This is a genomic window from Pseudomonas sp. KCJK9016 (genome assembly GCF_046231795.1).
Taxonomy (GTDB): domain Bacteria; phylum Pseudomonadota; class Gammaproteobacteria; order Pseudomonadales; family Pseudomonadaceae; genus Aquipseudomonas; species Aquipseudomonas bananamidigenes.
Map to the genome: position 1 here is coordinate 69,249 of NZ_JBJJMM010000013.1, position 24,290 is coordinate 93,538.

Here is a 24,290-nt window from a genome sequence, read left to right on the forward strand (position 1 = left end):
ATCGATGCGGAGAATTCCGATGAAAAAACTTTCCCTGCTGGCCGCGGCCACATTGCTCAGCGCCTGCCAGTCCGCTACACCGGGCGGCAAAGCGAGCCTCGACGGCGAAGTGTTCTACCTGCAACGCATCGCTCTGCCTCCAAGCGCGACCTTGAGCGTGAGCCTGCAGGACGTTTCGCTGGCCGATGCGCCTGCCGTCGTGCTCGATGAACAGAAAGGCCCGGTCAAAGGCCAGGTGCCTCTGCCGTTCCACTTGAGCTACGATCCGGCCCAGGTCAAACCCGGCCACCGTTATTCCGTCAGTGCGCGCATCGAAGTCAATGGCGAGCTGATGTTCATCACCACCGAAAACCATGCCGTGCAACTGGATGGCAAGGATCCGCAGCCACTGAAGATCCGCGTCGACTCTGCCCGCTAACGCTTATCGAACAAGGAAGCTTGCATGCTCCGCCCTACCCTTCGCTTCGCCGGCCTGTGCGCAGGCCTGATGATCTCCGCCAGCGCCATGGCCCTGTCCCTCAGCGACCTGTCGCAAGGCGACGCCACCGGCGGTCTCAAGGATGCCCTGACCCAGGGCGCGCAACTGGCCGTCAAACAACTCGGCACCCCGGGTGGTTTCAGCAATAACCCGGAGGTGAAAATCGAGCTGCCAGGCAAACTCGGCAAGGTTGCCGGCAAGATGAAAGCGTTTGGCATGGGCGCCCAGGTCGATGAGCTGGAAACCGCCATGAACAAGGCCGCGGAAACCGCCGTGACACAGGCCCAGCCGATCCTGGTCGATGCGGTGAAGAAAATGAGCGTGGCCGACGCCAAAGGCATCCTCAGCGGCGGCAACGATTCCGCCACCCAATACCTGGACAAAACCAGTCGCGAACAGATCCGCGCGAAGTTCCTGCCGATCGTCAAACAGGCGACCGACAAAGTAGGCGTGGCGCAGAAGTACAACTCGTTCGCCGGTCAGGCTGCGACGCTGGGTGTGGTCGACGCGAAGAGCGCCAACATCGAAAGCTACGTGACCGAACAAGCGCTGAACGGCCTGTTCGAGATGATCGGCAAACAGGAAGAAACCATCCGCAAGAACCCGGCCGCTGCGGCGACGAGTCTGGCGAAGAAGGTGTTTGGTACGCTCTAGGCCGACGCTGCACGGGAGCGAGACAACTCGCTCCCGTCCTTCAACACACCGGCTGGACTGCGTAAGAAGCGACAGTCGACGGCGGTGCATGCACCGTGTTGCCCTCGCCAACCTGTACCACCACTTCATCGTTCGTCCTGAAAAAACCGGGACTGTATTGCGCGTCATCGATCCCCTCGACGCCCACCCGATGCATTGCCGCGATCAAGTCGACGCTCAAGGGCTGGTAACGGTTTTCCCGGGCGAAATTCATCATCCTGTAATTGCCCATGACCATGCGCTCATCCGGCGTGCGCGGCTGCCGTTGATACTTGAGCATGTCCTTGGCAACTCGCGTTGTCGTTGCCGCACCTTCCAAATGGCTGCTGGCGATCACTACGTCTTCGATCAGATCATTGAGCAAATAACTGAAATGCGACCGTTCGCCGATCTGCCCGGTCATGCATTCCAGCGAAGCGGAAGTCGCCTGCAGATCGACGGCCGAAAGGGTTTCCCGTGCCGATGGTGTAGCCCATAGCCCATAGCCACTCAAACACGATGAGCGTTAGCTCGAGTAAAGCTTTTGACGTGCCGGCCCCATCGGCAGGCTGAGTGGAGGGATTTATCCGGGGGCAGGCGCGCAGCGCCGTTTGGCGAAGCCAAACACATCGAGAGGAGGTGCAGCGAAGCAAACCGTAGGCGATGCCCCCGGATGAATCCCGTAACGAAGGAACACCGAGCCAAAGCGAGGTGCCGAACGCCGGGGCCAAGCGTTTTTGGTTACTTTTTTGGCGTTTGAAAAAAGTGACTCGCCGTCAGGGCGAAACCGCCAGCCGCAACGCCGAACAAACGGATATTCACAAAGAACACCCAAAGCATGGTCGGCCCGAAGGCCGCCACGTTCACCAAACCCAATCAAGCCTCCTTGCGAACCCGGAACCAGGCCGCATACAACGCCGGCAAAAACAACAGCGTCAAGGCAGTCGCCACAATCAACCCACCCATGATCGCCACCGCCATCGGCCCGAAAAACACACTGCGCGACAACGGAATCATCGCCAGCACCGCCGCCAGCGCGGTCAGCACAATCGGCCGGAACCGCCGTACCGTCGCCTCGATAATCGCCTGCCAGGGCTTGAGGCCCGCCGCAATATCCTGCTCGATCTGATCCACCAGAATCACCGAGTTGCGCATGATCATCCCCGACAGCGCAATCGTCCCCAGCATCGCCACGAACCCGAACGGCTGGCGGAATACCAACAGAAACAGCGTCACCCCGATCAACCCCAGCGGCGCCGTCAGGAACACCATCGCCGTTCGTGAGAAGCTGCGCAGTTGCACCATCAGCAACGTCAGCACCACGACGATGAACATCGGCACACCGGCATTCACCGATTTCTGGCCGCGCTCGGAGTCTTCCACGGTGCCGCCGACGTCCAGCAGATAACCGTCAGGCAACTCGGCACGGATCGGATCGAGGGTCGGCTGAATCTGCTTCACCAGCGTTGCCGGTTGCTCCTTGCCATAGATATCGGCCCGCACCGTCACGGTCGGCAGTCGATTGCGATGCCAGATGATGCCTTCCTCGAAACCGTATTCCAGGGTGGCGATCTGCGACAGCGCAACGCTGCGACCATTGTCGGTCGGCACTGCCAGGCTCGGCAGCAGCGACAGCTCGGTGCGCTCGTGCACGGTGCCGCGCAGGAGGATTTCGATCAGCTCGTTGTCTTCGCGGTACTGGCTGACACTGGAGCCGGTCAGCGAACTCTGGAGGAATTTCGCCAGGTTCGCCGTACTCACACCCAGCGCCCGGGCGCGGTCCTGATCGATGTTCAGGTACACGACCTTGCTCGGCTCCTCCCAGTCCAGATGCACGTTCACCACGTGCGGATTCTCGCGCACCTTGGCTGCGACTTTCCGGGCCAGCGCACGGACTTCCTCGATGTGCTCGCCAGTCACGCGAAACTGCACCGGATAGCCGACCGGTGGGCCGTTCTCCAGCCGCGTGACCCGCGAGCGCAGGGCCGGGAACTGTTCGTTCAAGGTATCGATCAGCCACGTGCGCAGTGCTTCACGCTCTTCGATGGTTTTCGCCAGCACGACGAATTGGGCAAAGCTTGCCGCCGGCAGTTGTTGATCCAGCGGCAGGTAGAAACGCGGTGAACCGGTGCCGACGTAGGCCACGTAATTGTCGATGCCGGCGCGGTCCTTGAGCATCGCTTCCAGCCGTTTGACCTCGGCGGTGGTGTTGGCCAGCGAAGCGCCTTCCGCCAGTTTGAGGTCGACCATCAGTTCCAGGCGGTTGGAGGCCGGGAAAAACTGCTGTGGGACAAACTTGAACAGCATCACCGAAGCGACGAACAGTCCCACCGTCAGCACGATCACCGTCTTGCGCCGACGCACGCACCATTCCACCAGCCGTCGGACCCTTTGGTAGAACGGCGTGCCATAGGGGTCCGGTTGACCGTCGCCACCGTGTTTGGCCGCATGAATTTTCGCCAGATCCGGCAGCAACTTTTCCCCGAGATACGGCACGAACATCACCGCCGCCACCCACGAAGCAAGCAACGCGATGGTGACGACCTGGAAAATCGAGCGGGTGTATTCACCGGTGCCGGACTGGGCAGTGGCAATCGGCAGGAAGCCTGCGGCAGTGATCAGCGTACCGGTCAGCATCGGGAACGCGGTGCTGGTCCAGGCGTAACTGGCCGCCTTGATCCGGTCGAAACCCTGCTCCATTTTGATCGCCATCATTTCCACGGCGATGATCGCGTCGTCCACCAGCAAGCCCAGCGCCAGCACCAGCGCCCCGAGGGAGATCTTGTGCAGGCCGATCCCGAGGTAATACATGCAGGCGAAGGTCATCGCCAGCACCAGCGGAATGGTCAGCGCCACCACCATGCCGGTACGCACACCGAGGGAGAAGAAGCTCACCAGCAGCACAATGGCCAGCGCCTCGACCAGCACCTGGACGAACTCGCCGACACCGGTTTTCACCGCCGCCGGCTGATCGGAAACCTTGCGCAGTTGCATCCCGGCCGGCAGGTTTTTCTGGAGGCGAGAGAATTCGCTTTCCAGCGCCTTGCCCAGCACCAGAATGTCGCCACCGTCCTTCATCGCCACTGCCAGGCCAATCGCATCTTCGCCCATGAAGCGCATGCGTGGCGCTGGCGGATCGTTGAAGCCACGTCGCACATCGGCGACATCGGAGATGCGGAACGTGCGATCGCCGACCCGGATCGGGAAGTTCCTGATCTCGTCGACCGTCTGGAAATTCCCCGAGACCCGCAGTTGCAGGCGTTCGCTGCCGGTTTCGAAGAAGCCGGCAGTGGACACCGCATTCTGTTCTTCCAGCGCCTGCTGAACCGAAGCCAGCGGCAGGCCCAGGGTGGCGAGTTTGACGTTGGACAGCTCGACCCAGATCTTTTCGTCCTGCAGCCCGAGCAAATCGACCTTGCCCACGTCCTTGACCCGTTGCAGCTGGATCTGGATGCGATCGGCGTAATCCTTGAGCACGGCGTAGTCGAAACCGTCGCCGGTCAGCGCATAGATATTGCCGAAAGTGGTGCCGAACTCATCGTTGAAGAACGGGCCCTGGATCCCCGGCGGCAGGGTCTGGCGGATATCGCCGACCTTCTTGCGCACCTGATACCAGAGGTCCGGGATTTCCACCGAATGCATCGAGTCGCGGGCGATGAAGGTGACCTGGGATTCGCCGGGGCGGGAAAACGAAACGATGCGTTCGTACTCGCCGGTTTCCATCAGCTTCTTTTCGATGCGCTCGGTGACCTGACGTGAGACTTCCTGCGCCGTGGCGCCGGGCCAGCGGGTCTGGATGACCATAGCCTTGAAGGTGAACGGCGGGTCTTCGCTCTGACCGAGCTTGGTGTAGGACAACGCGCCGACGATAGCCAGCAGAAGCATCAGGAACAGTACGATCTGGCGATTACGCAACGCCCATTCGGAAAGGTTGAAGCGCATCGGGACTTACTCCTTGTCCGCCAGTTTGACCACACGGTTGGAGCGATCCACGGGACGCACCTGCTGCCCTTCCAGCAAAACATGGACGCCGGCGGCCACGACCCAATCGCTGGCATTGAGGCCTTCCAGGACCGGTACGGTTTTCTCGCCGAATGGGCCGACGCGCACGGAGGTCTTTTTCAAGGTGTTGTTGGCGCTCACGACCCAGACGTAGGTCGCACCGTTTTCTGCGGTCAGGGCCGAGAGCGGCACCGACAGCGGGATCACGTCGGCGGTCTGCACGAACACTCGGGCGCTCTGGCCGAGTTCGACCGGCACGTTGCCGGCGGTGAAGGCGATGCGAGCGGCGAAGGTACGGGATTTCGGATCGGCCGCCGGCGACAGTTCACGGATCTTGCCGGCGAAGCGCTGGTTCGGTTGAGTCCAGAGTTCCACAGAAACAGGCTGCCCGACCTTGAACCGTCCGAAGCTTTGTTCCGGCAGACTGATCGACACCTCGCGTTCGCCGTCGGTCGCCAGGGTAAATACGGTTTGCCCCGCCGCCACGACTTGCCCGACTTCCACCGTACGCCTGGCCACTACTCCGTCCTGGGGCGCGCGCAAAACGGCATAGCTGGCCTGATTGGTCGAGACGTTGAATTCGGCTTTGATCTGTTTGAGGCGCGCCTCACCGGAGCGGTAGAGGTTTTCGGCATTGTCATAGGCCGAGCGACTGACCATCTGCCGCTCCATCAGCGTCTTGTAGCGATCACGCTCGGCGCGCGCCAGATTGAGGTTGGCTTCGGCGGCAGTAACCTGAGCGCGAGTGGCTTCCAGTTGCAGGCGCACGTCCTGCGGATCGAGCTCGGCCAATGGCTGATCGGCTTTCACCCGCTGGCCTTCCTCGACCAGTCGTCGGCTGACTTTACCGCCGATCCGGAACGCCAGATCCGGTTCATACCGGGCGCGAACCTCGCCCGGATAGCTTTCCATCGACTGCACCGAAGGCTCTGGCTGGACCACCATGGCCGGTCGGACGCCGACTTGCGCGACCTCCTCCTGGCCACATGCCGACAAAAAAACAGCCAGACCGATTGGCAACGCGACAGACAACGCATGGCGGAACATGGTGAAGGACCTTTCGCTAAGGTGGCTTGGAATAATTATACTGGCCGGTATGTTATTAATAGCAAACTCACCAGTCCAGTATTAAAAGCGAAGAATGCCGAACACTCTTTCAGCACCAAACGGCCCCGGCCGCCCGAAGGATCCGGCCAAACGCCAGGCCATTCTCGAAGCGGCGAAAATCCTGTTTCTGCGTCACGGCTACGCCAACACCAGCATGGACGCGGTGGCTGCCGAGGCTGGCGTGTCGAAGCTGACGGTCTACAGCCATTTCAACGACAAGGAAACGCTGTTTTCCGCCGCCGTCGTGGCCCGATGCGAGGAGCAATTGCCACCGCTGTTCTTCGAATTGCCGGACGGCATTGCGGTGGATAATGTGTTGCTGAACATTGCCAGAGGCTTCCATCACCTGATCAACAGCGATGAGTCGGTGAACCTGCATCGCCTGATCATGGCCCTGGGCAGTCAGGATCCGAAGCTGTCACTGATCTTCTTCGAGGCCGGTCCCCAGCGCATGGTGCAGGGCATGGAAAGGCTGCTGCGACGGATCGATGAAACCGGCGCGCTGCGCATCGACAACCCGCACAACGCCGCCGAACACTTCTTCTGCCTGATCAAGGGTGCGGGGAATTTCCGGCTGCTGTACGGCTGCGGAGAACCACTGACCGGCGAGGCAGCAGAAAGCCATGTGCAGGAAGTGGTCGAGTTGTTCATGCGGGCCTACAGGCCCTAGAAATCCAGAGTTTGGGCTGGCCCCTTTGCGAGCAGGCTCGCTCCCACATTTCAAATGCATTCCAATGTGGGAGCGAGCCTGCTCGCGAAGGACAGTGACCCGGGCTCAGGCCTTGAGCGCTTTCTTCGGGTAGATGTCATAACGACTGGACTTGCCGTCCAGCGCATGACTCGGCTTGGGCCCCTCGATACACGGTGCCTTGCGCGGACGCTTGACCACCACCCGGTGCGAGGCCAGCGCCAACGCTGCTTCCAGCAGTGCCGGTGCATCCGGATCATCGCCCACCAGCGGGCGGAACAGGCGCATTTCCTTCTTCACCAAGGCCGTTTTCTCACGGTGTGGAAACATCGGGTCGAGATAGATCACCTGCGGTGGCTCGCCCTCCCAGTTACGCATGACCTCGATGGAGTTGCCCTTGAGCAGCTTCATTCGCGCCACGATGGGCGCCACGTCGAAATCTTCCGCCGCCCGGGCCAGGCCATCCTCCAGCAACGCGCCGATCAGCGGCTGACGTTCGATCAGGCTCATCTCGCACCCCAGGCTCGCCAGTACGAACGCATCCTTGCCCAGGCCGGCCGTGGCATCCAGCACCCGTGGACGCACGCCCTGGGCGATGCCCACGGCCTTGGCGATCATCTGTCCGTTGCCGCCACCGTACAACCGGCGATGGGCCGCCCCACCCTCGACGAAGTCCACCCGTACCGGGCCCGGCGCATCCGGCCCCAGCTGTTGCAGCTGCAGGCCCTGCTCACCGACCTGCAAGGCAAACTCGCCATCAGCCAACTGCAACGGCAGATTCAGGCGCTCGGCCCACTGCCCGGCCTGCGCCTCGAAAGTCGGGCCGAGGGCTTCGACATGGATGCGGCAGGCCGCGGGTTGCTCAATCATGAAAACACGCTCAAAAAAGTTAAGGATCGGCAAAAACCGCCGATAACCCAATCAACGCGCATTTTGCCAGAGCTGAGCGTCGACCGAAAAAAATGTCAGGCATTCTTCCCACATCGATTGGCTACATTTCGCCCGCAGGCGATTTCAGCCGTCATAACACTCAAGCATTGGGCGGCGTCAGTCACCTGTGGCAGGATTTCTTTGCCCAGGCACTGGCCGAACAAGCGAGTGATGGGGTGCCGGCCTGCGGCACATTTCCGCCGGTCGATCTGGAAAGCCCTGAAGAACCGACCATCGGCAGCGAACTCCACGCCCACATCATCGACCAGCGCGAATGCAACGTGGTGGACACTCCGGTTCGCCCGCCTGAGCCACTGTTCCTGCCGATCGCCGAAATCGACATGGAACTGGCCCAGCCGTACCCTCCGTTCCCGCCGGAGGACATCAAGACTCAGCAAAAGCAGCAGGACTTCGACAGCAGCTGGGTACGCCCGATCGTGATCAACAACGGCCAGCCGCTGCCTGAGCCAGGCCCTGCCCCGCAGAAGAAACCGTTGTATCTGCCGATTGCCGAGTTCGACCTGGACCTGCTCCAGCCGTACCCGCCGTTCCCGCCGGAAGAACTCATCGAACAACAGAAAGCCCTGGACTTCGATAACGGCTGGGTACGCCCGATCGTTCAGCAGAACCTGCGCATCGCTGCCTGATCCCGCCTCGCTTCAATCCTTGAAGAATTGATTGGCCCTGGCGTACGGCATCGAGCGCGAGGTGAAGTCGAACGTGCCCGACTGCTGGATTTCCTCGGCAGCCCGGAAAAATTCGCCAAACGCCGCCAGTGCCAGCGCCGAGCCGGTGCTGATGCGCTTCACGCCCATGTCCTGCAACTGTTGCACAGTCAATTTAAGGCCACCAGACATCAATACGTTGACCGGTTTCGGTGCCACTGCACGCACCACAGCCAACACTTCTTCAGCCGTTCTCAACCCCGGTGCGTAGAGCACGTCGGCACCGGCCTCGGCGAACGCCTGCAAACGGCGAATGGTGTCGTTGATATCGGGATGACCGTGCAGGTAGTTTTCCGCGCGGGCCGTCAGGATGAAGGGAAACGGCAGCGTGCGCACCGCCGCAACCGCGGCTTCGATCCGCGCCACGGCGTGTTCGAAACAGTAGATCGGCGCATCCGGACGTCCCGTGGCATCTTCGATGGAACCGCCCACCGCACCCGCTTCGGCTGCGCGCATCAAGCTTTGCGCGGACTCGACCGGGGCGTCGGCAAAACCGTTTTCCAGATCCACCGCCACCGGCAAGTCCGTGGCGGCGGCAATCGCCCGAACGTTGTCCAGAGTCTGTTCGAGCCCCAACGCACCATCAGGTTTTCCTTGAGAAAACGCATGACCGGCACTGGTGGTCGCCAGCGCCTGGTAACCCAGGCTGGCAAGCATCTTCGCCGAACCTGCATCCCACGGATTGGGAATCACGAATATCCCGGGACGCGCATGCAGCGCTTTGAAGGCTTCGGCTTTGCGGGTTTGTTCTTTTAGGGCTGGGGCATCCATGGACAGGCTCCTGGGCAGGAAAAAAATCCGCCTCAGAGCAGGTCAAGTTGCTCGGCGGCGGGTTCTCTGTATAGCTCAGGCAGCGATGGCAGGCCAGGCAAACGTTGCATCAGTTGCGCATGGAACCGTTGCGCCAGCTTCGCCGCCAGAATGTTATCGGCGGTGTGCAGGAAGATGTACGGCGTGCGGCCCTCTTCGATCCACTCGGCGATCTTGGCCACCCATGGCACCAGAAACGGATCATTGGCTTCAAGTTCGGGATGGCCGATGAAGCGCACCTGCGGGAATTGGGTGAACGCTGCCGGACGCGTCGGCACGCGGGGCTTTTTCGATTGCGCATGAATCACCGAAGACTCGGTGGACAGACAACTGAACAACGCACGCGGATCGAGGCAGATGCGCTCGACGCCGCGATCCAGCAACAGGCGATTGAGCAGGCGTTCACTGTCGCCTTTGGCGAAGAACTGTTCATGGCGCACTTCCACCGCCAGCGGTCGATCAAACGCATCGATAAAGGCTGCCAGCTCTGGCAATCGCTGCGGAGTAAAGCTTTTCGACAGTTGCAGCCACAGCGGCGACACGCGCTCGCCGAGAGGAGCAAGTAGCTGGATGAAGCTTTGCGCGGCGGTCAGTTGATCGCGCAGATCACCACCATGGCTGATGTCGCCGGGGAATTTGGCAGTGAAGCGAAAGTGCTCGGGCATGACTTCGGCCCAACGCTGCACGGTGGCTGGTGACGGACTGGCGTAGAAAGTCGTGTTGCCTTCCACGGCGTTGAACACTTGCGAATACAGGCCGAGGAAATCGGTGGTCCTGGCATCTGCCGGATACAGATACTCGCGCCAGGCGTTTTCACTCCAGGACGGGCATCCGAGGTAGTAAGGCAGACCCATCAGATGTAGAGATCAAGGCCCAGCACGTCTGCTTCCCAATCGACAAAACCGGCGGTGCTCAGGTAGCTGGCCAGGGCCATGGCCACGCTTTTTTTCATCGCACGGTGATAAATCATGTCCTGTTGACGGGCGGGCAGGTTGCTCAGGCGTTGCGCGGCGGATTTGGCAGCACGGGCGGCCAGTTGTGCCTCGGAGGGGAATTCCGGTTCACCTTCGATATCGTCGACGGACTCATCCAGCGCCGGACTGCCTTTGCGAGGCTTGCGCTTGATGGGATAGGAATGAGTGGAAACGCCGTCTATACGCATAAAGTCATGCTCGGTATCGATGATGGCAATTTAGCGGCACCTGACCGACTTAGCAAATCGCCGAGTGATAACTAGAACACATAAAACACAAAAGGTTTAAAGCGCGGGGTTGGAAACGGACGATTGGCAGCGTTCAGCCATAACGCCGCACCTTGTGGGAGCGAGCCTGCTCGCGAAGAGGCCGGCACATTCAACATCAATTTACGCTGACACGACGCCTTCGCGAGCAGGCTCGCTCCCACAGGGTTGGGGTGGATCAGCGGGCTTTCGGCGTGGCGACCTTATCGCGCAGGTAAACCGGCTGGGCGTCGTCCGCCGGAATCGACTCGCCACGCTCCCAGGCGAACCGGGCCAGGGTCAGCAGGTCTTCGGCATGGGGCAGCATGCTTGCATCGGTACCGCTCGCCGTAACAGCCAGGCGCTCGCCATAGCCCCAACCGGTGCCCGCACCGAACCAGTCGCCGGCAGCATCATCCGGCAGTGCGACGGTTTCCGGCGGCAACACCGCCTCGGTACCGACCAGACGCATCTCTCCCGCCGTCTCGCGATAGCAGCCCCAATACACTTCATCCATTCGTGCATCGATGGCCGCTGCAACCTGTTTCACACCGTGCTCGCGATAAGCGCGTTGCGCCAGCACCGCCAGGTTCGATACCGGCAACACCGGACGTTCCAGAGCAAACGCCAGGCCTTGCACCACGCCGATGGCGATGCGCACACCGGTGAATGCGCCCGGGCCACGACCGAAGGCGATCGCGTCCACTGCCTGCAATGTGGTGCCGGCGTCCGCCAGCAGTTGCTGGATCATCGGCAGCAGTTTCTGCGCGTGCAGGCGCGGGATCACCTCGTAATGGCTTGTGACCTTGCCGTCGTGCAGCAAGGCAACGGAGCAAGCTTCAGTCGCGGTGTCCAGGGCCAGCAAGGTACTCATCGATGTGTCCGTAAATCAGGTGGGGAAAAGTGCGCCAGTATAAACAACTACGGCCCGCAAGCGGGCCGTGGATGATGCAGCGGATCAGGTTTTTCAGCTCAGCGCTTCAAGCACCTTGGCGGTGATCGCTTCAACCGAACCGACACCCGGAATGTGGCTGTACTTCGGCTTGCCGTTGGCGGCCGACAGCTTCTGGTAGAAATCCACCAGCGGCTTGGTCTGCGAGTGGTAGACCGACAGGCGATGGCGCACGGTTTCTTCGGTGTCGTCCTTGCGCTGCACCAGCTCTTCACCGGTGATGTCGTCTTTGCCGGCAATTTTCGGCGGGTTGTAGACGATGTGGTACACGCGGCCGCTGGCCTCGTGAACGCGACGGCCAGCAATACGCTGAACGATTTCTTCGTCGTCAACGGCGATTTCAACCACGGCATCCAGCTCGACACCGGCTGCCACCAGCGCTTCAGCCTGAGGGATGGTGCGCGGGAAACCGTCGAACAGGAAACCCTTGGCGCAGTCAGCCTGGGCGATGCGATCTTTGACCAGCGCAATGATCAGGTCATCCGACACCAGGCCGCCGACATCCATGATGCCCTTGGCCTTGATGCCCAGCTCGGTGCCGGCCTTGACCGCAGCGCGCAGCATGTCGCCGGTGGAAATTTGCGGAATGCCGAATTTCTCGGTGATGAACTTAGCCTGAGTACCTTTACCGGCCCCGGGAGCTCCCAGCAGAATGACGCGCATTAGATGTGCTCCTCAATTTTTTTATAAAAAGCTTTTGCAAAACAACGGATTCGCCTCATGGGGCGAAATCCTGAAAATAGGGTCGTGACCGCTCAAACGGCCAGAGGCTGACCAAGATACACAGCAGGCTGCCCCCACACAAGACGCCAAAAGTCGGAGAAACCGGCGTCTGCCGCGACCTTGCGACGCGGTTCCCCAAGTCGCAACCCCGTCATTAACTGTCGCTTGCCCGCCTGTTTCCCACGATCGATAAACGGCACCCGCCGCGAACCCCGGGTACCTCGTCCCCCGCAGAAAACCTTAGCCGGTATTTCGCAAACCGGCGGCAATCCCCGCCACAGACACCAGCAACGCCTGTTCCACCGGGCTGTCCTGCTCGACGTTGGGCTGTCGCGAACGGGCCAGCAATTCAGCCTGCAATAGATGCAGCGGGTCGAGATAGGTGTTGCGCAGGCGGATGAATTCCAGGGTGTCCGGGCTATGTGCCAGCAGTTGCGACTGACCGGTCAGGCCGAGGACCACGGAACATGCCTGCGACAATAGGTCGCGTAAGTGCACACCCAAAGGTAACAAGTCCGACTCAACCAGTCGCTCATCGTAGGACAACGCAATGTCGGCGTCGGCCTTGGCCAGCACCATTTCCAGCATGTCGATGCGGGTGCGGAAGAACGGCCACTGTTCGCGCATCTGCCCCAGGAGCTCGCCTTCGCCGCGCTCCAGTGCCTTGCTCAGCGCGGTTTCCCAACCCAGCCAGGCCGGCAGCATCAGGCGTGTCTGGGTCCAGCCGAAGATCCACGGAATCGCCCGCAGACTTTCGATGCCACCGGCGCGGCGCTTGGCCGGCCGACTGCCCAGCGGCAGACGCCCCAGCTCCTGCTCCGGCGTCGACTGGCGGAAATACTCGACGAACTGAGGATTTTCCCGCACCACGGCGCGGTAGGCGGCGACACCGTCGGCGGCCAGTTCATCCATCAGATGCCGCCATTGCGGCGTCGGTGGCGGTGGTGGCAGCAAAGTCGCTTCGAGCACGGCAGCCAGATAGAGATTGAGGTTTTGCTCGGCGATGTCCGGCAGGCCGAATTTGAAGCGAATCATTTCCCCCTGTTCGGTGGTGCGGAACCGTCCGGCTACCGAGCCCGGCGGCTGCGACAGGATCGCCGCGTGAGCCGGGCCACCGCCACGGCCCACGGTGCCACCGCGACCGTGGAACAACAGCAGTTCGACCTGCTGCTCGCGGCAGATCTCCACCAGCCGCTCCTGCGCCCGATATTGCGCCCACGCTGCAGCGGTGGTGCCGGCGTCCTTGGCCGAGTCGGAATAACCGATCATCACTTCCTGCGGGCCTTGCAGGCGTGCGCGGTAGCCCAGCAGCAGCAACAGGCGCTCGATCACCGGGCCGGCGTTGTCGAGGTCGGCGAGAGTTTCAAACAACGGCACCACGCGCATCGGCCGCAGTACACCGGACTCTTTGAGCAGCAGTTGCACCGCGAGTACATCCGAAGCGGCGCCGGCCATGGAGATCACGTAGGAGCCCAGCGACGCACCCGGTGCGGCGGCGATTTCCTTGCAGGTGGCGAGCACTTCGGCGGTGTCGGCCGAAGGCTTGAAATACGCCGGCAGCAGTGGTCGGCGGTTTTGCAGCTCGCGACTCAGGAAGCTGATGCGCTGCTCTTCGTCCCAATCCTCATAACGCCCGAGGCCGAGGTAATCGGTGATTTCGGTCATCGCTGCACTGTGGCGCGACGCGTCCTGACGCACATCCAGACGAACCAGGAACAGGCCGAACGTGACGGCCCGACGCAGGCAGTCGAGCAGCGGGCCGTCGGCGATCACGCCCATGCCGCATTCGTGCAGCGAGTGGTAGCACAGTTCCAGCGGATCGAGCAGGTCGCGATTGTTGTGCAGCACATCAGCCGGTGCCGGCGTGGTGGCGGTCAGCGAGGCATGGGCCCAATTACGCGTGGCGCGCAGGCGTTCGCGCAATTGCTTGAGCACCGCTCTATAGGGTTCGGCGCTGTCACCGGCCCTGGCCTTGAGCGTATCGCTGGCCTGTTGCATCGACAGTTCGGCCGCCAGGTGATCGACATCCCGCAGGTACAGATCCGCCGCCATCCAGCGCGCCAGCAATAGCACTTCGCGGGTCACGGCTGCGGTAACGTTCGGGTTGCCGTCGCGGTCTCCGCCCATCCATGAAGCGAAGCGGATCGGCGCGGCTTCCAGTGGCAAACGCAGGCCAGTGGCGGCGAACAGCGCCTGATCGGCCTTGCGCATGTGGTTGGGAATCGCCTGCCACAGCGAATGTTCGATCACCGCAAACCCCCACTTGGCCTCGTCCACCGGCGTTGGTCGAGTGCGGCGAATTTCCTCGGTATGCCAGGCTTCGGCGATCAGGCGTTGCAGGGTGTTGTGGATTTGCTCACGCTCGGCGCTGGTCAGGTCGCGGTGATCCTGCGCCGCCAGTTGCGCGGCAATCGCGTCGTACTTCTGGATCAGCGTGCGCCGGGCCACTTCGGTCGGGTGCGCGGTCAGCACCAGCTCGATTTCCAGTCGCGCCAGCTGGCGGGCCAGCGAATCGGCGCTGTGCCCTTCTTCACGCAGGCGGGCGAGCAGTTCCGGCAGCACACGGGATTCGAACGGCGCCGCCTGCGACTCTTCGCGGCGATGGATGAGCTGGTACTGCTCGGCGATGTTCGCCAGGTTGAGAAACTGGTTGAACGCTCGCGCCACCGGCAACAGCTCATCCTCGCTCAATTGATTGAGGCTGGCGCTGAGTTCGGCGTCCATCGAGCCACGCCGGTCGGCCTTGGCGCCCTTGCGAATCTGCTCGATCTTGTCGAGAAACGCCTCGCCATACTGGTCACGGATGGTGTTGCCCAACAGCTCACCGAGCAGGTGAACGTCTTCGCGCAAGCGTGCATCAATATCGGTCATCGGCATCTCTCCAGCAGTAATCGGTAACGGATCGCAAGTGAGCGGATGAACAGAGAGTGCCGCTGCGGGACGCTTCTTACAAGCAGACGACGAAGGGACTTTAAACCTTGTCCCTGGAAGCTAGTCTCAACAGTAAGCCCCACAACGGCTTGCCGCCGACTGACGGCGGACACTCACCCAGACCTGCCACGAGCAGGTACGACATGAGGTCATCATGAAAATCCGTGAACTCGCCCAGCATTGGGAAGAAACCGCCAAGGGTCGCCTGACCGACACTGGCTACACGATTCATCTGGATGTGGAAGCTGCCGCACGGCTGGCGGCGATCGCCGAGATGTACCCCAAACGCCATGCCGAAGAACTGCTCGGCGAGCTGATCGGCGCGGCGCTTGAAGAGTTCGAAGCGAGCCTGCCTTATGTGAAAGGCTCGACCGTGGTCGCCACCGATGAAGAAGGTGATCCGCTGTATGAAGATGTCGGTCCGACACCGCGTTTTCTCGCGCTTTCGAGAAGGCATTTGCAAGACCTCTGCGCTGCTGCCGGCAAACAAAAACACTGACACCAATGAGATCAAAACTGTGGGAGCGAGCCTGCTCGCGAAAGCGGGGCATCAGTCGACATCGATAGTGACTGTGCCACCGGATTCGCGAGCAGGCTCGCTCCCACATTGACTTTATTCCTGCCTGCAAACAGGTGTGTTTTTGGCATTTTAAACGCCTGCGCGTACCCCTCAGCACCGCCAAAGTTCCCGCCTTAGAGCCTTGCCCGTTCGGTCAGATTTTTTTTGGGCGATGAGCCATCTTTTCTGAACTTTTGAAAAATGCCTTCGGTCGGAACAGGTAACCACGCCTGGAACGAGCGTTTCAAAACGCACTTGCACATGACGGTTGCGGCTCCGCTACCAGGATGGATTTCGAAGCTTCCAAGGAATTAACCAATGGAGTTGAAGACCATGAAGACCCAAACCTCGTTCTCTCACCTGCGCGGTCTGAAACTGGCCGCCCTGGCCATCGGCACCAGCTTCGTACTGGCCGGTTGCGCCGGCAATCCTCCGACCGAGCAGTACGCCGTGACTCAATCGGCGGTCAACAGCGCGGTCAGCGCCGGCGGTACCGAATTCGCCGCCGTGGAAATGAAGCAGGCGCAGGACAAGCTCAAGCAAGCCGAAATCGCCATGCACGACAAGAAGTATGACGAGGCCCGCACGCTCGCCGAGCAAGCCGAGTGGGACGCCCGCGTTGCCGAACGCAAGGCTCAGGCGATGAAAGCCGAGCAGGCGCTGAAGGATTCCCAGAAAGGTGTTCAGGAACTGCGTCAGGAAAGTCAGCGCACTGTGCAGTAAGCGCGCATCCCGACCGCAAGGCTGAATCTCTTATCGATAGAAAGGACGAACGATTATGCGTAAACAACTGATGATCCCCGCTCTCCTGGCCGCAAGCGTTGCCTTGGCTGCCTGCTCCACGCCGCCCAACCCGAACCTGGAACAGGCCCGCACCAACTACGCCGGCCTGCAGGCCAACCCACAGGCGAGCAAGGTGGCGGCACTGGAAACCAAGGACGCCAGCGATTATCTGGACAAGGCTGACAAGGCCTATCTGGACAAGGAAAAAGCGTCCAAGGTCGACCAGCTGGCCTACCTGACCAACCAGCGCGTGGAAGTGGCCAAGCAGACCATCGCCCTGCGCACCGCTGAAAACAACCTGAAGAACGCCGCCGCCCAACGTGCCCAGGCCCGTCTGGATGCCCGCGATCAACAGATCAAACAGCTGCAGGACAGCCTCAACGCCAAGCAGACCGACCGCGGTACCCTGGTGACCTTCGGTGACGTGCTGTTCGCCACCAACAAGGCCGACCTGAAATCCAGCGGTCTGGTGAACATCAACAAACTGGCGCAGTTCCTCCAGCAAAACCCGGATCGCAAAGTGATCGTCGAGGGTTATACCGACAGCACCGGTTCGGCGAGCTACAACCAGTCGCTGTCCGAGCGTCGTGCCACTTCCGTACAGGTCGCACTGATCAAGATGGGCGTCGATCCGTCGCGCATCGTGACTCAGGGCTATGGCAAGGAATACCCGGTGGCGGATAACGGCAGCGTTTCGGGCCGTGCAATGAACCGTCGGGTGGAAGTGACCATTTCCAACGACAACCAGCCAGTGATGCCGCGTTCGGCTGTCAGCTCGAACTAAGCGTCACGCTGGAATGAGAAAGCCCCGCCTGAGTGATCAGGCGGGGCTTTTTTGTCTGTCGCAGGTTTATTCTTCGAGCTTCTGCGGCGTCTCCTGCCCCATGCAGCGCACGGCCTTTTTCTGGCTGTTGACCAGCACCCCGGTCAAACCTTTCTGTTCGGTGTCGAACAGCACCAGCACGCCATCGATGCACTGCGCCACTTGCGGCGCCGGGGTCAGCGAGACCTTGTAGTCCTCGCCGGGAATGGTCTTGAGCATGGTGAATTCGTTGAGCAGCAACGCATCCTCGGGTTTGGCGAAGTGCAGGTAGCCGTAGTACCACAGGGCGCCGACGGTGCCGAGGATGCTGCAGATACCGGTGATGATCAGCGGGATGGCGTTGCGTTCTTCAGTCATTGCGGACTCTCGTTTTCAGAATTCGGGGGTTGCGGGTAATTCGGGACTTCGCCGAGGCGGCGCAGTCCGTTGAAATGCTCGGGGTCGTCGAGGTAGCGCAGCATGACCTGGCGCCACACCGGATCGCCGAAGGTCTGCACATGCCCACCGCGAGTCAATTGCAGGACCCGGGGTGGCGGCGCAGCCTGATACAGGCGAATGCCGTTGGAAAGGGGCACCAGCGGATCGTCGATGCTGTGGAAGATCAGTTTCGGTACGCCTTTGAGCTGCGGCATCGAGTTGATCGCACTGTCGCTGTCCGGCACCAGCCACGACAGCGGCACCTGGAACGGCCAGGTCATCCACGAGGTGCTGAGGGCGTATTGGCCGACGCTGCGGTAACTGGCCGGAACCCCGTCGAGCACAAAGGCCTTGAGCTGTTTTTGCCTGTCCGGATGCTGCACCAGCCAATGCACGGCCATCGACCCACCGAGGCTCTGGCCGAGCAGGATCAGCGGCTTGCCTTTGACTTCCGGCGCTTGATCCAGCCAGGCAAACGCGGCGTCGATGTCCTGATAGATCGCCGGCAGGCTCGGTTTGCCTTCGGACAGGCCGTAACCGCGATAGTCCACCAACAGCACCTGATAGCCGTTTTTCGGCAACCACCAGCTCCCGCCCAGGTGCATCGGCAGGTTGCCGCCGTTACCGTGCAGGTGCAGCACCGTGCCCTTGACCTCGACACCGGGTCTGGCCGGCAGCCACCAGGCGTTCAGCTTGAGGCCGTCTGCGGTGGTCAGGGTGACGGTGCGGTAGTCGAGCTTCGCCCTTTCCGGGGTGAATATCTGGCCTGGCTCGGGGTAGAACAGCAAAGAGCTGCAACCGCCGAGGGTCAGGAGCAGGCAAAGGATGCCGAGGATTCTCATCCGGTGAAACCTCGCGAAGAGAGTTGAAACACAACCCTGAGGAAAACAAATGACCTTGTGGGAGCGGGCTTGCCCGCGATGGCGGCGGATCAATCGACATCAATGTTGAATGTCAGACCGCTATCGCGGGCAAGCCCGCTCCCACAGAGGACGGTGTGGGCCTACAGAATGTTGGAGTAATCGGCCTCGATCCGGTCCAGGCTCAAGTGATTGAGGAAGTTGGAGAAGCACATCCACGCCGACAACGCATTCATGTCACGGAACTGGTCCGGCAGGTACTTGGGCGGCACCACCAGGCCTTCGTCCACCAGTTGCCGCAGGGTCCGCATGTCCTCCAGCGTGGTCTTGCCACAGAACAACAGCGGAATCTGCTCGAGCTTGCCCTTGCGCACGGCCAACTGAATGTAGTTGTAAACCATGATGAAGCCCTTGAGGTAGGACAAGTCTTTGGTGAATGGCAGACCGGTCGGCGTCGATCCACGGAAAACCCGACTGGCGTTGCCGTAGCTTTCCGCCAACTCGAAGCCCTGTTCACGGAAGAACTCGAAGACCTGCAAGAAGTCCGCGCCCTCCTCGACCATGTGAATGGCGCGGGTGCGATTGGTCAGTTTGCGCAGGCGGCTCGGATAGGAAGCGAACGTGATGATTTCCATCAGGATCGCCAGGCCTTCCTGAGTCACCGTCGACGAGGGCGGCCCCTTGGACAGGAAAGTGCAGATCGGCTGATTCAATCCGTTGAGCGTGGTACCGACGTGCACCAGTCCTTCGTGGACTTCCAGCGCACGCACGTCGCGGTCGTTGAACATCGCGTCGGTGCGGATCTTGATGTAGTCGGCGCCCGCCGCCGCATCGGCGACGATACCGTCGGACTCAAACACCCGGATGGTTTCCTCGGCCTCGCCGAACACCTTGTTCAACCGGGTTTGCAGCAAGTGCACGGCATCCTTGGCCGTGAGCGACTTCGGTTCGTCCTTCAGGTCGCCGCGGCCATCAATGTTATTCAGATAGTCCGACATCATCAGGCCAAGGTCGGCCAGCGTCGGGTCACCGGCATGGAACGCATCGGATGCGGCGCCGTACAGCTCCTGGGAAATCAGGCCGAAATCTTCGGTGCCGCGCGCTTCGAGCATGCGCACCACCATGCGGTATTCCTTGCACATGCGCCGCATGATCTGGCCGACCGGGTTGAACTGACCGAGCTGGCGGGTGATATCCCGTTCGATGTTCTGGAATTCCAGCTTGACCTTGCTCGAATCGAAGGTCAGCGCCCGGTTGAGGTAATAGTCCCGATCCACCGCCGGCATTTCCTTGCCCTTGGCCTTCAGAAACCCCTTGCGGATGTTCTCGTCCCACTTGACCGCATCGAGCACGCGGATCGGCGTCTGCGCCAGCACAATGCGATCGGACAGCGTGCGTATCGTCTGCTGGTAATCGTCCACCCGAAACTCCTGTAGAAAACGTGACGAACTGAATTATTTGGCTTTGGCCTGATGCTGATAGCGCACCGCTTCGACGAATACGTCAGAGTTGGCCGGATCGTCGAGGTAAGCAAAGACCTTTTCCAGCGCGCTGTCGACCAGCACACCGTCACCGTCATCGGTCTGGAACCCTTGCCCGTCGAGGCTTTTCTGCGCGATGGCCTGGTTGATCTGTTCGAGGTCGAGGTTGTAGATCACCAATTCGCGCTTGTCGGTGATCTCGAAACCGGCGATGGTGAAGTGCCCGCCATAATGCGCCGGCACCTTTGCCGACAGGTACCAGCGGTTGCCATGGCGCGACACGGTAAAGGGGTAGGCTTCACGCTCCTGAGGCCGCGCCTTGAACCAGGTCACCGCCTGATAGCGGTCATTGCCCAGGCGTGTCAGCTCGAGATTCATCGGTTCGCCCCAGGCATTGGTGCTCGCCCATTGCCCGAGCAGCCCTTTGGGCGCCGGCTCACGGGCGGGCAGCGGATCCTTGAAGGTCACCAGACAACCGCTGAGCAGCAGGAACGACAGCGCGATCAACGCGCCACGCCAGGCTTTCATTCGACACTCCCTATGAACCGAACTCGCCACCGGACCTGTGGGAGCGTTACACCGACGCGAGTACCAGGTGCATGTAGCGCGTCAGAATGCCGAGCATGTCCTCTTCGGCCAAAGGCTCGGCGTCGTTGAGCAGGCCCTGATATTCCATCCGTCCGATAATCGCCGTCAACACCTTGGCGTCCTGCTTCGGCTCGCGCGAGCCCAGCACCTGGAACAACTGGCAGGTGCCCTGCAACAGAATCTGCTGATGAGAACGGACCAGTTCCGCCAGTCGCGGGTTGAGCAGTGCTTCCTGGCGGAAAGCCTGTTCAGCCATCAAATGCTCCCGGCGATTGACCAGTTGCCGGTGCACGTAGTCGGCCATCAACCGGGCGATATCGTCCGCCAGCTGCGAACGCGACTCCGGGCTGCCGTCGCCGCTGACCACCATTTCGCGCAACAGGCCTTCGTTGTTGATCCACAGCTTGGCCATGTAGGCCGCACTGCGTTCGACGTACTGGGCGAAGGTATCGGTGAGCAGGTCATCGATGTCCTTGAAGTAATAAGTGGTGGCCGACAACGGCACGCCAGCCTCGGCCGCCACCGCGCGATGGCGCACGGCGCGCACGCCATCGCGCACGACAATGCGCATCGCCGCATCGAGAATGTCCTGGCGACGCTGCTCGCTGCCCTGTCGGCTGGCCTTGCGACCCTGGTACTGAACACTTTCAGCGACCGCAGTGGCGATACCCGCTGCACCTTCTTGAGCCATTGCACCGATCACGACAGGCATACCTCTGTTGTTTTGTTCAAAATTAACCATTTGATACGTTTGTACCAGACAGGCAATAAAAAGCCGCCCATTTCAGGCGGCTTTTTTATTGAAACACTTACGCTTGTGGCCGCATGTGCGGGAACAGGATCACGTCGCGGATCGACGGCGAGTTGGTGAGCAACATCACCAGACGGTCGATACCGATACCCTCGCCTGCCGTTGGCGGCATGCCGTACTCCAGCGCGCGAACGAAATCGGCGTCGTAGTGCATGGCTTCGTCGTCGCCGGCGTCCTTGTCGGCCACCTGGGCCATGAAACGCTCGGCCTGGTCTTCCGCATCGTTGAGCTCGGAGTAGGCGTTGGCGATTTCACGGCCACCGATGAACAGCTCGAAACGGTCGGTGACGTTCGGGTTCTCGTCGTTGCGACGGGCCAGCGGCGAAACTTCGAACGGGTACTGGGTAATGAAGTGCGGCTGCTCGAGCTTGTGCTCGACCAGCTCTTCGAAAATCATCACCTGCAGCTTGCCCAGACCTTCGAAGCCCAGCACCTTGGCGCCGGCCTTTTTGGCGATTTCACGCGCCTTGTCGATGTCGTTCAGGTCATCGGCGGTCAGCTCGGGGTTGTACTTGAGGATCGAGTCGAACACCGAGAGACGGGCGAACGGCTCGCCGAAGTGGAACACCTTGTCGCCGTATGGCACATCGGTGCTGCCCAGCACCAGTTGTGCCAGTTCGCGGAACAGTTCTTCGGTCAGGTCCATGTTGTCTTCGTAGTCGGCGTAAGCCTGGTAGAACTCCAACATGGTGAATTCAGGGTTGTGACGAGTCGAAACGCCTTCGTTACGGAAGTTGCGGTTGATCTCGAACACTTTTTCGAAGCCACCGACCACCAGACGCTTCAGGTACAGCTCCGGCGCGATACGCAGGAACATTTCCATGTCCAGCGCGTTGTGGTGGGTTTCGAACGGTTTGGCCGCGGCGCCACCAGGAATGGTCTGCAGCATCGGCGTTTCGACTTCGAGGAAGTCGCGCTTCATCAGGAAGCTGCGGATGTGCGCGATCACTTGCGAACGCACGCGGAAGGTCTGGCGCACGTCTTCGTTGACGATCAGGTCAACGTAACGCTGACGGTAGCGCTGTTCGGTGTCGGTCAGGCCGTGGTGCTTGTCCGGCAGCGGGCGCAGGGATTTGGTCAGCAGGCGCACGCTGGTCATCTCGACGTACAGGTCGCCCTTGCCGGAACGGGCCAGGGTGCCTTCGGCGGCGATGATGTCGCCCATGTCCCAGGTTTTCACCGCGGCCAGGGTTTCTTCGGACAGGGTCTTGCGGTTGACGTAGACCTGAATGCGACCGGTCATGTCCTGGATCACCATGAACGAGCCACGGTTGAGCATGATGCGACCGGCAACCTTGACCGGGATTGCAGCCTCTGCCAGCTCTTCCTTGGTCTTGTCCGCGTACTGTTTCTGCAGCGCATCGCAGTAGTTTTCGCGACGGAAGTCGTTCGGGAAGGCATTGCCCTTGGCGCGCTCGGCAGCAAGCTTTTCCTTGCGCAGGGCGATCAGGGAGTTTTCTTCCTGTTGCAGGGCTTGCGAATCGGGTTGTTGGTCGCTCATGTCTTTAAATTTTCCATCACAGGTTCGTTGCCCCCGAGCCTGACGGCCCGGGGATCGCCAGCAAGGCTGGCTCCTACAGGAATCGCGGTGTCAGGCGATCCTGTATTGCAGGCTTACAGCCCCGATTTCAGGCTGGCTTCCAGGTAACCGTCGAGGTCGCCGTCGAGGACTTTCTGGCAATCGCTGCGCTCGACGCCGGTACGCAGGTCCTTGATGCGCGAGTCATCGAGAACGTACGAACGGATCTGGTGACCCCAGCCGATATCGGACTTGCTGTCTTCCAGCGCCTGGGAGGCGGCGTTGCGTTTCTGCATTTCCAGCTCGTACAACTTGGCCCGCAGCATTTTCATGGCGGTGTCCTTGTTCGCGTGCTGGGAACGTTCGTTCTGGCAACTGACCACGGTATTGGTCGGGACGTGGGTGATACGTACCGCGGAATCCGTGGTGTTTACGTGCTGACCACCGGCACCGGAAGAACGGTAGGTGTCGATGCGCAGATCCGACGGGTTGATGTCGATCTCGACGCGGTCGTCGATCTCGGGGGACACGAACACCGCCGAGAACGAGGTGTGGCGACGGGCGCCGGAGTCGAACGGGCTCTTGCGCACCAGACGGTGTACACCGATCTCGGTACGCAACCAGCCAAAGGCGTATTCGCCCTTGATGTGCACGGTCGCGCCCTTGATCCCGGCGACTTCACCGGCCGACAGCTCCATGATGGTCGCGTCGAAACCGCGCTTGTCGGCCCAGCGCAGGTACATGCGCAGCAGGATGTTGGCCCAGTCCTGGGCTTCGGTGCCGCCGGAACCGGCCTGGATGTCCAGGTAGGCGTTGTTCATGTCCATCTCGCCGCTGAACATGCGACGGAATTCCAGCTGCGCCAGGGACTCTTCGAGACCTTGCAGCACTTCGACGACGTCGTTGACCGCGCCTTCGTCGTTTTCTTCGACGGCCATGTCGAGCAGCTCACGGGAGTCGGCCAGGCCGGTGGCCAGTTCGTCAAGAGTCTCGACGATCTGCGCCAGCGCAGAGCGCTCGCGGCCCAGTTCCTGGGCGTATTCGGGCTTGTTCCAGACGGCAGGATCTTCAAGCTCGCGATTGACTTCGATCAGACGCTCATGCTTTTGATCGTAGTCAAAGATACCCCCGAATAGATTCGGAGCGCTCGGACAAGTCCTTGATGGTGTTCAGGATCGGATTGATTTCCATGGCGGGCAGCACTCGTTGGCA

Annotated in this window: 23 protein-coding genes and 1 pseudogene; 7 read left to right on the top strand and 17 right to left on the bottom strand. The window is 61.0% G+C overall.

Annotated features, from left to right (window positions below):
• Positions 1 to 19 precede the first annotated feature (19 nt).
• Positions 20 to 418 carry a YbaY family lipoprotein gene (locus ACK6BI_RS14785; RefSeq protein ID WP_409317643.1) on the top strand — a complete coding sequence of 133 codons (399 nt, stop codon included), beginning with the start codon at positions 20 to 22 and terminating at the stop codon, positions 416 to 418.
• 24 nt (positions 419 to 442) lie between these two features.
• Complete coding sequence (locus ACK6BI_RS14790; RefSeq protein ID WP_409317644.1) at positions 443 to 1,132, top strand: DUF4197 domain-containing protein; 690 nt, start codon at positions 443 to 445, stop codon at positions 1,130 to 1,132.
• Positions 1,133 to 1,211: 79 nt separating this feature from the next.
• Here ACK6BI_RS14790 and ACK6BI_RS14795 read toward each other — a convergent pair.
• From ACK6BI_RS14795 to ACK6BI_RS14805, 3 genes and pseudogenes are all read right to left on the bottom strand, one after another.
• Positions 1,212 to 1,622: pseudogene (locus ACK6BI_RS14795) on the bottom strand (Fic family protein); the annotation flags it as partial.
• 404 nt (positions 1,623 to 2,026) lie between these two features.
• Entirely contained in the window at positions 2,027 to 5,092 is a 3,066-nt protein-coding gene (locus ACK6BI_RS14800; RefSeq protein ID WP_409317645.1) for an efflux RND transporter permease subunit, read from the bottom strand.
• 6 nt (positions 5,093 to 5,098) lie between these two features.
• Positions 5,099 to 6,199, bottom strand: a complete 1,101-nt coding sequence (locus ACK6BI_RS14805; protein ID WP_409317646.1) for an efflux RND transporter periplasmic adaptor subunit — start codon at positions 6,197 to 6,199, stop codon at positions 5,099 to 5,101.
• Positions 6,200 to 6,293: 94 nt separating this feature from the next.
• On the opposite strand from ACK6BI_RS14805, the gene ACK6BI_RS14810 reads away from it, so the two are divergent.
• Positions 6,294 to 6,929 (top strand): TetR/AcrR family transcriptional regulator, encoded by a 636-nt coding sequence (locus ACK6BI_RS14810; protein ID WP_409317647.1) that lies wholly within the window; start codon positions 6,294 to 6,296, stop codon positions 6,927 to 6,929.
• Between the two features lie 105 nt (positions 6,930 to 7,034).
• Here the strand turns inward: ACK6BI_RS14810 and ACK6BI_RS14815 are convergent, their stop codons facing one another.
• Positions 7,035 to 7,817 carry a class I SAM-dependent methyltransferase gene (locus tag ACK6BI_RS14815; protein WP_409317648.1) on the bottom strand — a complete coding sequence of 261 codons (783 nt, stop codon included), beginning with the start codon at positions 7,815 to 7,817 and terminating at the stop codon, positions 7,035 to 7,037.
• Positions 7,818 to 7,909: 92 nt separating this feature from the next.
• On the opposite strand from ACK6BI_RS14815, the gene ACK6BI_RS14820 reads away from it, so the two are divergent.
• Positions 7,910 to 8,524 (top strand): energy transducer TonB, encoded by a 615-nt coding sequence (locus tag ACK6BI_RS14820; protein WP_409317649.1) that lies wholly within the window; start codon positions 7,910 to 7,912, stop codon positions 8,522 to 8,524.
• A gap of 12 nt (positions 8,525 to 8,536) precedes the next feature.
• Here the strand turns inward: ACK6BI_RS14820 and ACK6BI_RS14825 are convergent, their stop codons facing one another.
• From ACK6BI_RS14825 to ppc, 6 genes are all read right to left on the bottom strand, one after another.
• Complete coding sequence (locus ACK6BI_RS14825) at positions 8,537 to 9,373, bottom strand: oxaloacetate decarboxylase (RefSeq protein WP_409317650.1); 837 nt, start codon at positions 9,371 to 9,373, stop codon at positions 8,537 to 8,539.
• Positions 9,374 to 9,405: 32 nt separating this feature from the next.
• Complete coding sequence (locus ACK6BI_RS14830) at positions 9,406 to 10,266, bottom strand: DUF72 domain-containing protein (RefSeq protein WP_409317651.1); 861 nt, start codon at positions 10,264 to 10,266, stop codon at positions 9,406 to 9,408.
• Positions 10,266 to 10,574: a hypothetical protein gene (locus tag ACK6BI_RS14835; RefSeq protein WP_409317652.1), complete on the bottom strand. Its 309-nt coding sequence runs from the start codon at positions 10,572 to 10,574 to the stop codon at positions 10,266 to 10,268. The genes ACK6BI_RS14830 and ACK6BI_RS14835 overlap by 1 nt, the downstream gene beginning before the upstream one ends.
• A gap of 256 nt (positions 10,575 to 10,830) precedes the next feature.
• Positions 10,831 to 11,505 (bottom strand): tRNA (adenosine(37)-N6)-threonylcarbamoyltransferase complex dimerization subunit type 1 TsaB, encoded by a 675-nt coding sequence (gene tsaB / locus ACK6BI_RS14840; RefSeq protein WP_409317653.1) that lies wholly within the window; start codon positions 11,503 to 11,505, stop codon positions 10,831 to 10,833.
• Positions 11,506 to 11,598: 93 nt separating this feature from the next.
• Positions 11,599 to 12,246, bottom strand: coding sequence for an adenylate kinase (adk, locus tag ACK6BI_RS14845; RefSeq protein ID WP_409317654.1), 648 nt, complete (start codon positions 12,244 to 12,246; stop codon positions 11,599 to 11,601).
• A gap of 300 nt (positions 12,247 to 12,546) precedes the next feature.
• A complete protein-coding gene (gene ppc, locus ACK6BI_RS14850) occupies positions 12,547 to 15,177 on the bottom strand; it encodes a phosphoenolpyruvate carboxylase (RefSeq protein ID WP_409317655.1) in 2,631 nt (876 codons plus the stop codon).
• 214 nt (positions 15,178 to 15,391) lie between these two features.
• On the opposite strand from ppc, the gene ACK6BI_RS14855 reads away from it, so the two are divergent.
• The 3 genes from ACK6BI_RS14855 (at position 15,392) to ACK6BI_RS14865 (ending at position 17,363) form a co-directional block, all read left to right on the top strand.
• Positions 15,392 to 15,736, top strand: a complete 345-nt coding sequence (locus ACK6BI_RS14855) for a pilin assembly protein (RefSeq protein ID WP_065259688.1) — start codon at positions 15,392 to 15,394, stop codon at positions 15,734 to 15,736.
• Positions 15,737 to 16,114: 378 nt separating this feature from the next.
• Entirely contained in the window at positions 16,115 to 16,519 is a 405-nt protein-coding gene (locus ACK6BI_RS14860) for a DUF4398 domain-containing protein (RefSeq protein WP_065259687.1), read from the top strand.
• A 55-nt stretch (positions 16,520 to 16,574) separates the two neighbouring features.
• Positions 16,575 to 17,363, top strand: a complete 789-nt coding sequence (locus tag ACK6BI_RS14865; RefSeq protein WP_409317656.1) for an OmpA family protein — start codon at positions 16,575 to 16,577, stop codon at positions 17,361 to 17,363.
• 66 nt (positions 17,364 to 17,429) lie between these two features.
• On the opposite strand, the gene ACK6BI_RS14870 is transcribed toward ACK6BI_RS14865, so the two are convergent.
• The 7 genes from ACK6BI_RS14870 to prfB all read right to left on the bottom strand — a co-directional run bounded on the left by ACK6BI_RS14870 (position 17,430) and on the right by prfB (position 24,269).
• Positions 17,430 to 17,759, bottom strand: coding sequence for a hypothetical protein (locus tag ACK6BI_RS14870; protein ID WP_065259685.1), 330 nt, complete (start codon positions 17,757 to 17,759; stop codon positions 17,430 to 17,432).
• A complete protein-coding gene (locus ACK6BI_RS14875; protein ID WP_409317657.1) occupies positions 17,756 to 18,661 on the bottom strand; it encodes an alpha/beta hydrolase in 906 nt (301 codons plus the stop codon). Before ACK6BI_RS14875 ends, ACK6BI_RS14870 begins: the two co-directional genes overlap by 4 nt.
• 161 nt (positions 18,662 to 18,822) lie before the next feature.
• On the bottom strand, positions 18,823 to 20,100 hold the full coding sequence (locus ACK6BI_RS14880) for a flavohemoglobin expression-modulating QEGLA motif protein (RefSeq protein ID WP_409317658.1): 1,278 nt from the start codon (positions 20,098 to 20,100) through the stop codon (positions 18,823 to 18,825).
• A 33-nt stretch (positions 20,101 to 20,133) separates the two neighbouring features.
• Complete coding sequence (locus ACK6BI_RS14885) at positions 20,134 to 20,688, bottom strand: hypothetical protein (RefSeq protein ID WP_409317659.1); 555 nt, start codon at positions 20,686 to 20,688, stop codon at positions 20,134 to 20,136.
• 46 nt (positions 20,689 to 20,734) lie between these two features.
• Positions 20,735 to 21,439: a TetR/AcrR family transcriptional regulator gene (locus tag ACK6BI_RS14890; RefSeq protein WP_065259698.1), complete on the bottom strand. Its 705-nt coding sequence runs from the start codon at positions 21,437 to 21,439 to the stop codon at positions 20,735 to 20,737.
• Between the two features lie 118 nt (positions 21,440 to 21,557).
• Positions 21,558 to 23,060, bottom strand: a complete 1,503-nt coding sequence (lysS, locus tag ACK6BI_RS14895; RefSeq protein ID WP_065259681.1) for a lysine--tRNA ligase — start codon at positions 23,058 to 23,060, stop codon at positions 21,558 to 21,560.
• Between the two features lie 113 nt (positions 23,061 to 23,173).
• Positions 23,174 to 24,269, bottom strand: a protein-coding gene (gene prfB / locus ACK6BI_RS14900; protein WP_260522355.1) for a peptide chain release factor 2 whose coding sequence is annotated in 2 segments (ribosomal slippage) — positions 23,174 to 24,196 and positions 24,198 to 24,269 — 1,095 coding nt in all. Because the reading frame shifts where the segments join, the coding sequence is not laid out codon by codon here.
• Positions 24,270 to 24,290 lie beyond the last annotated feature (21 nt).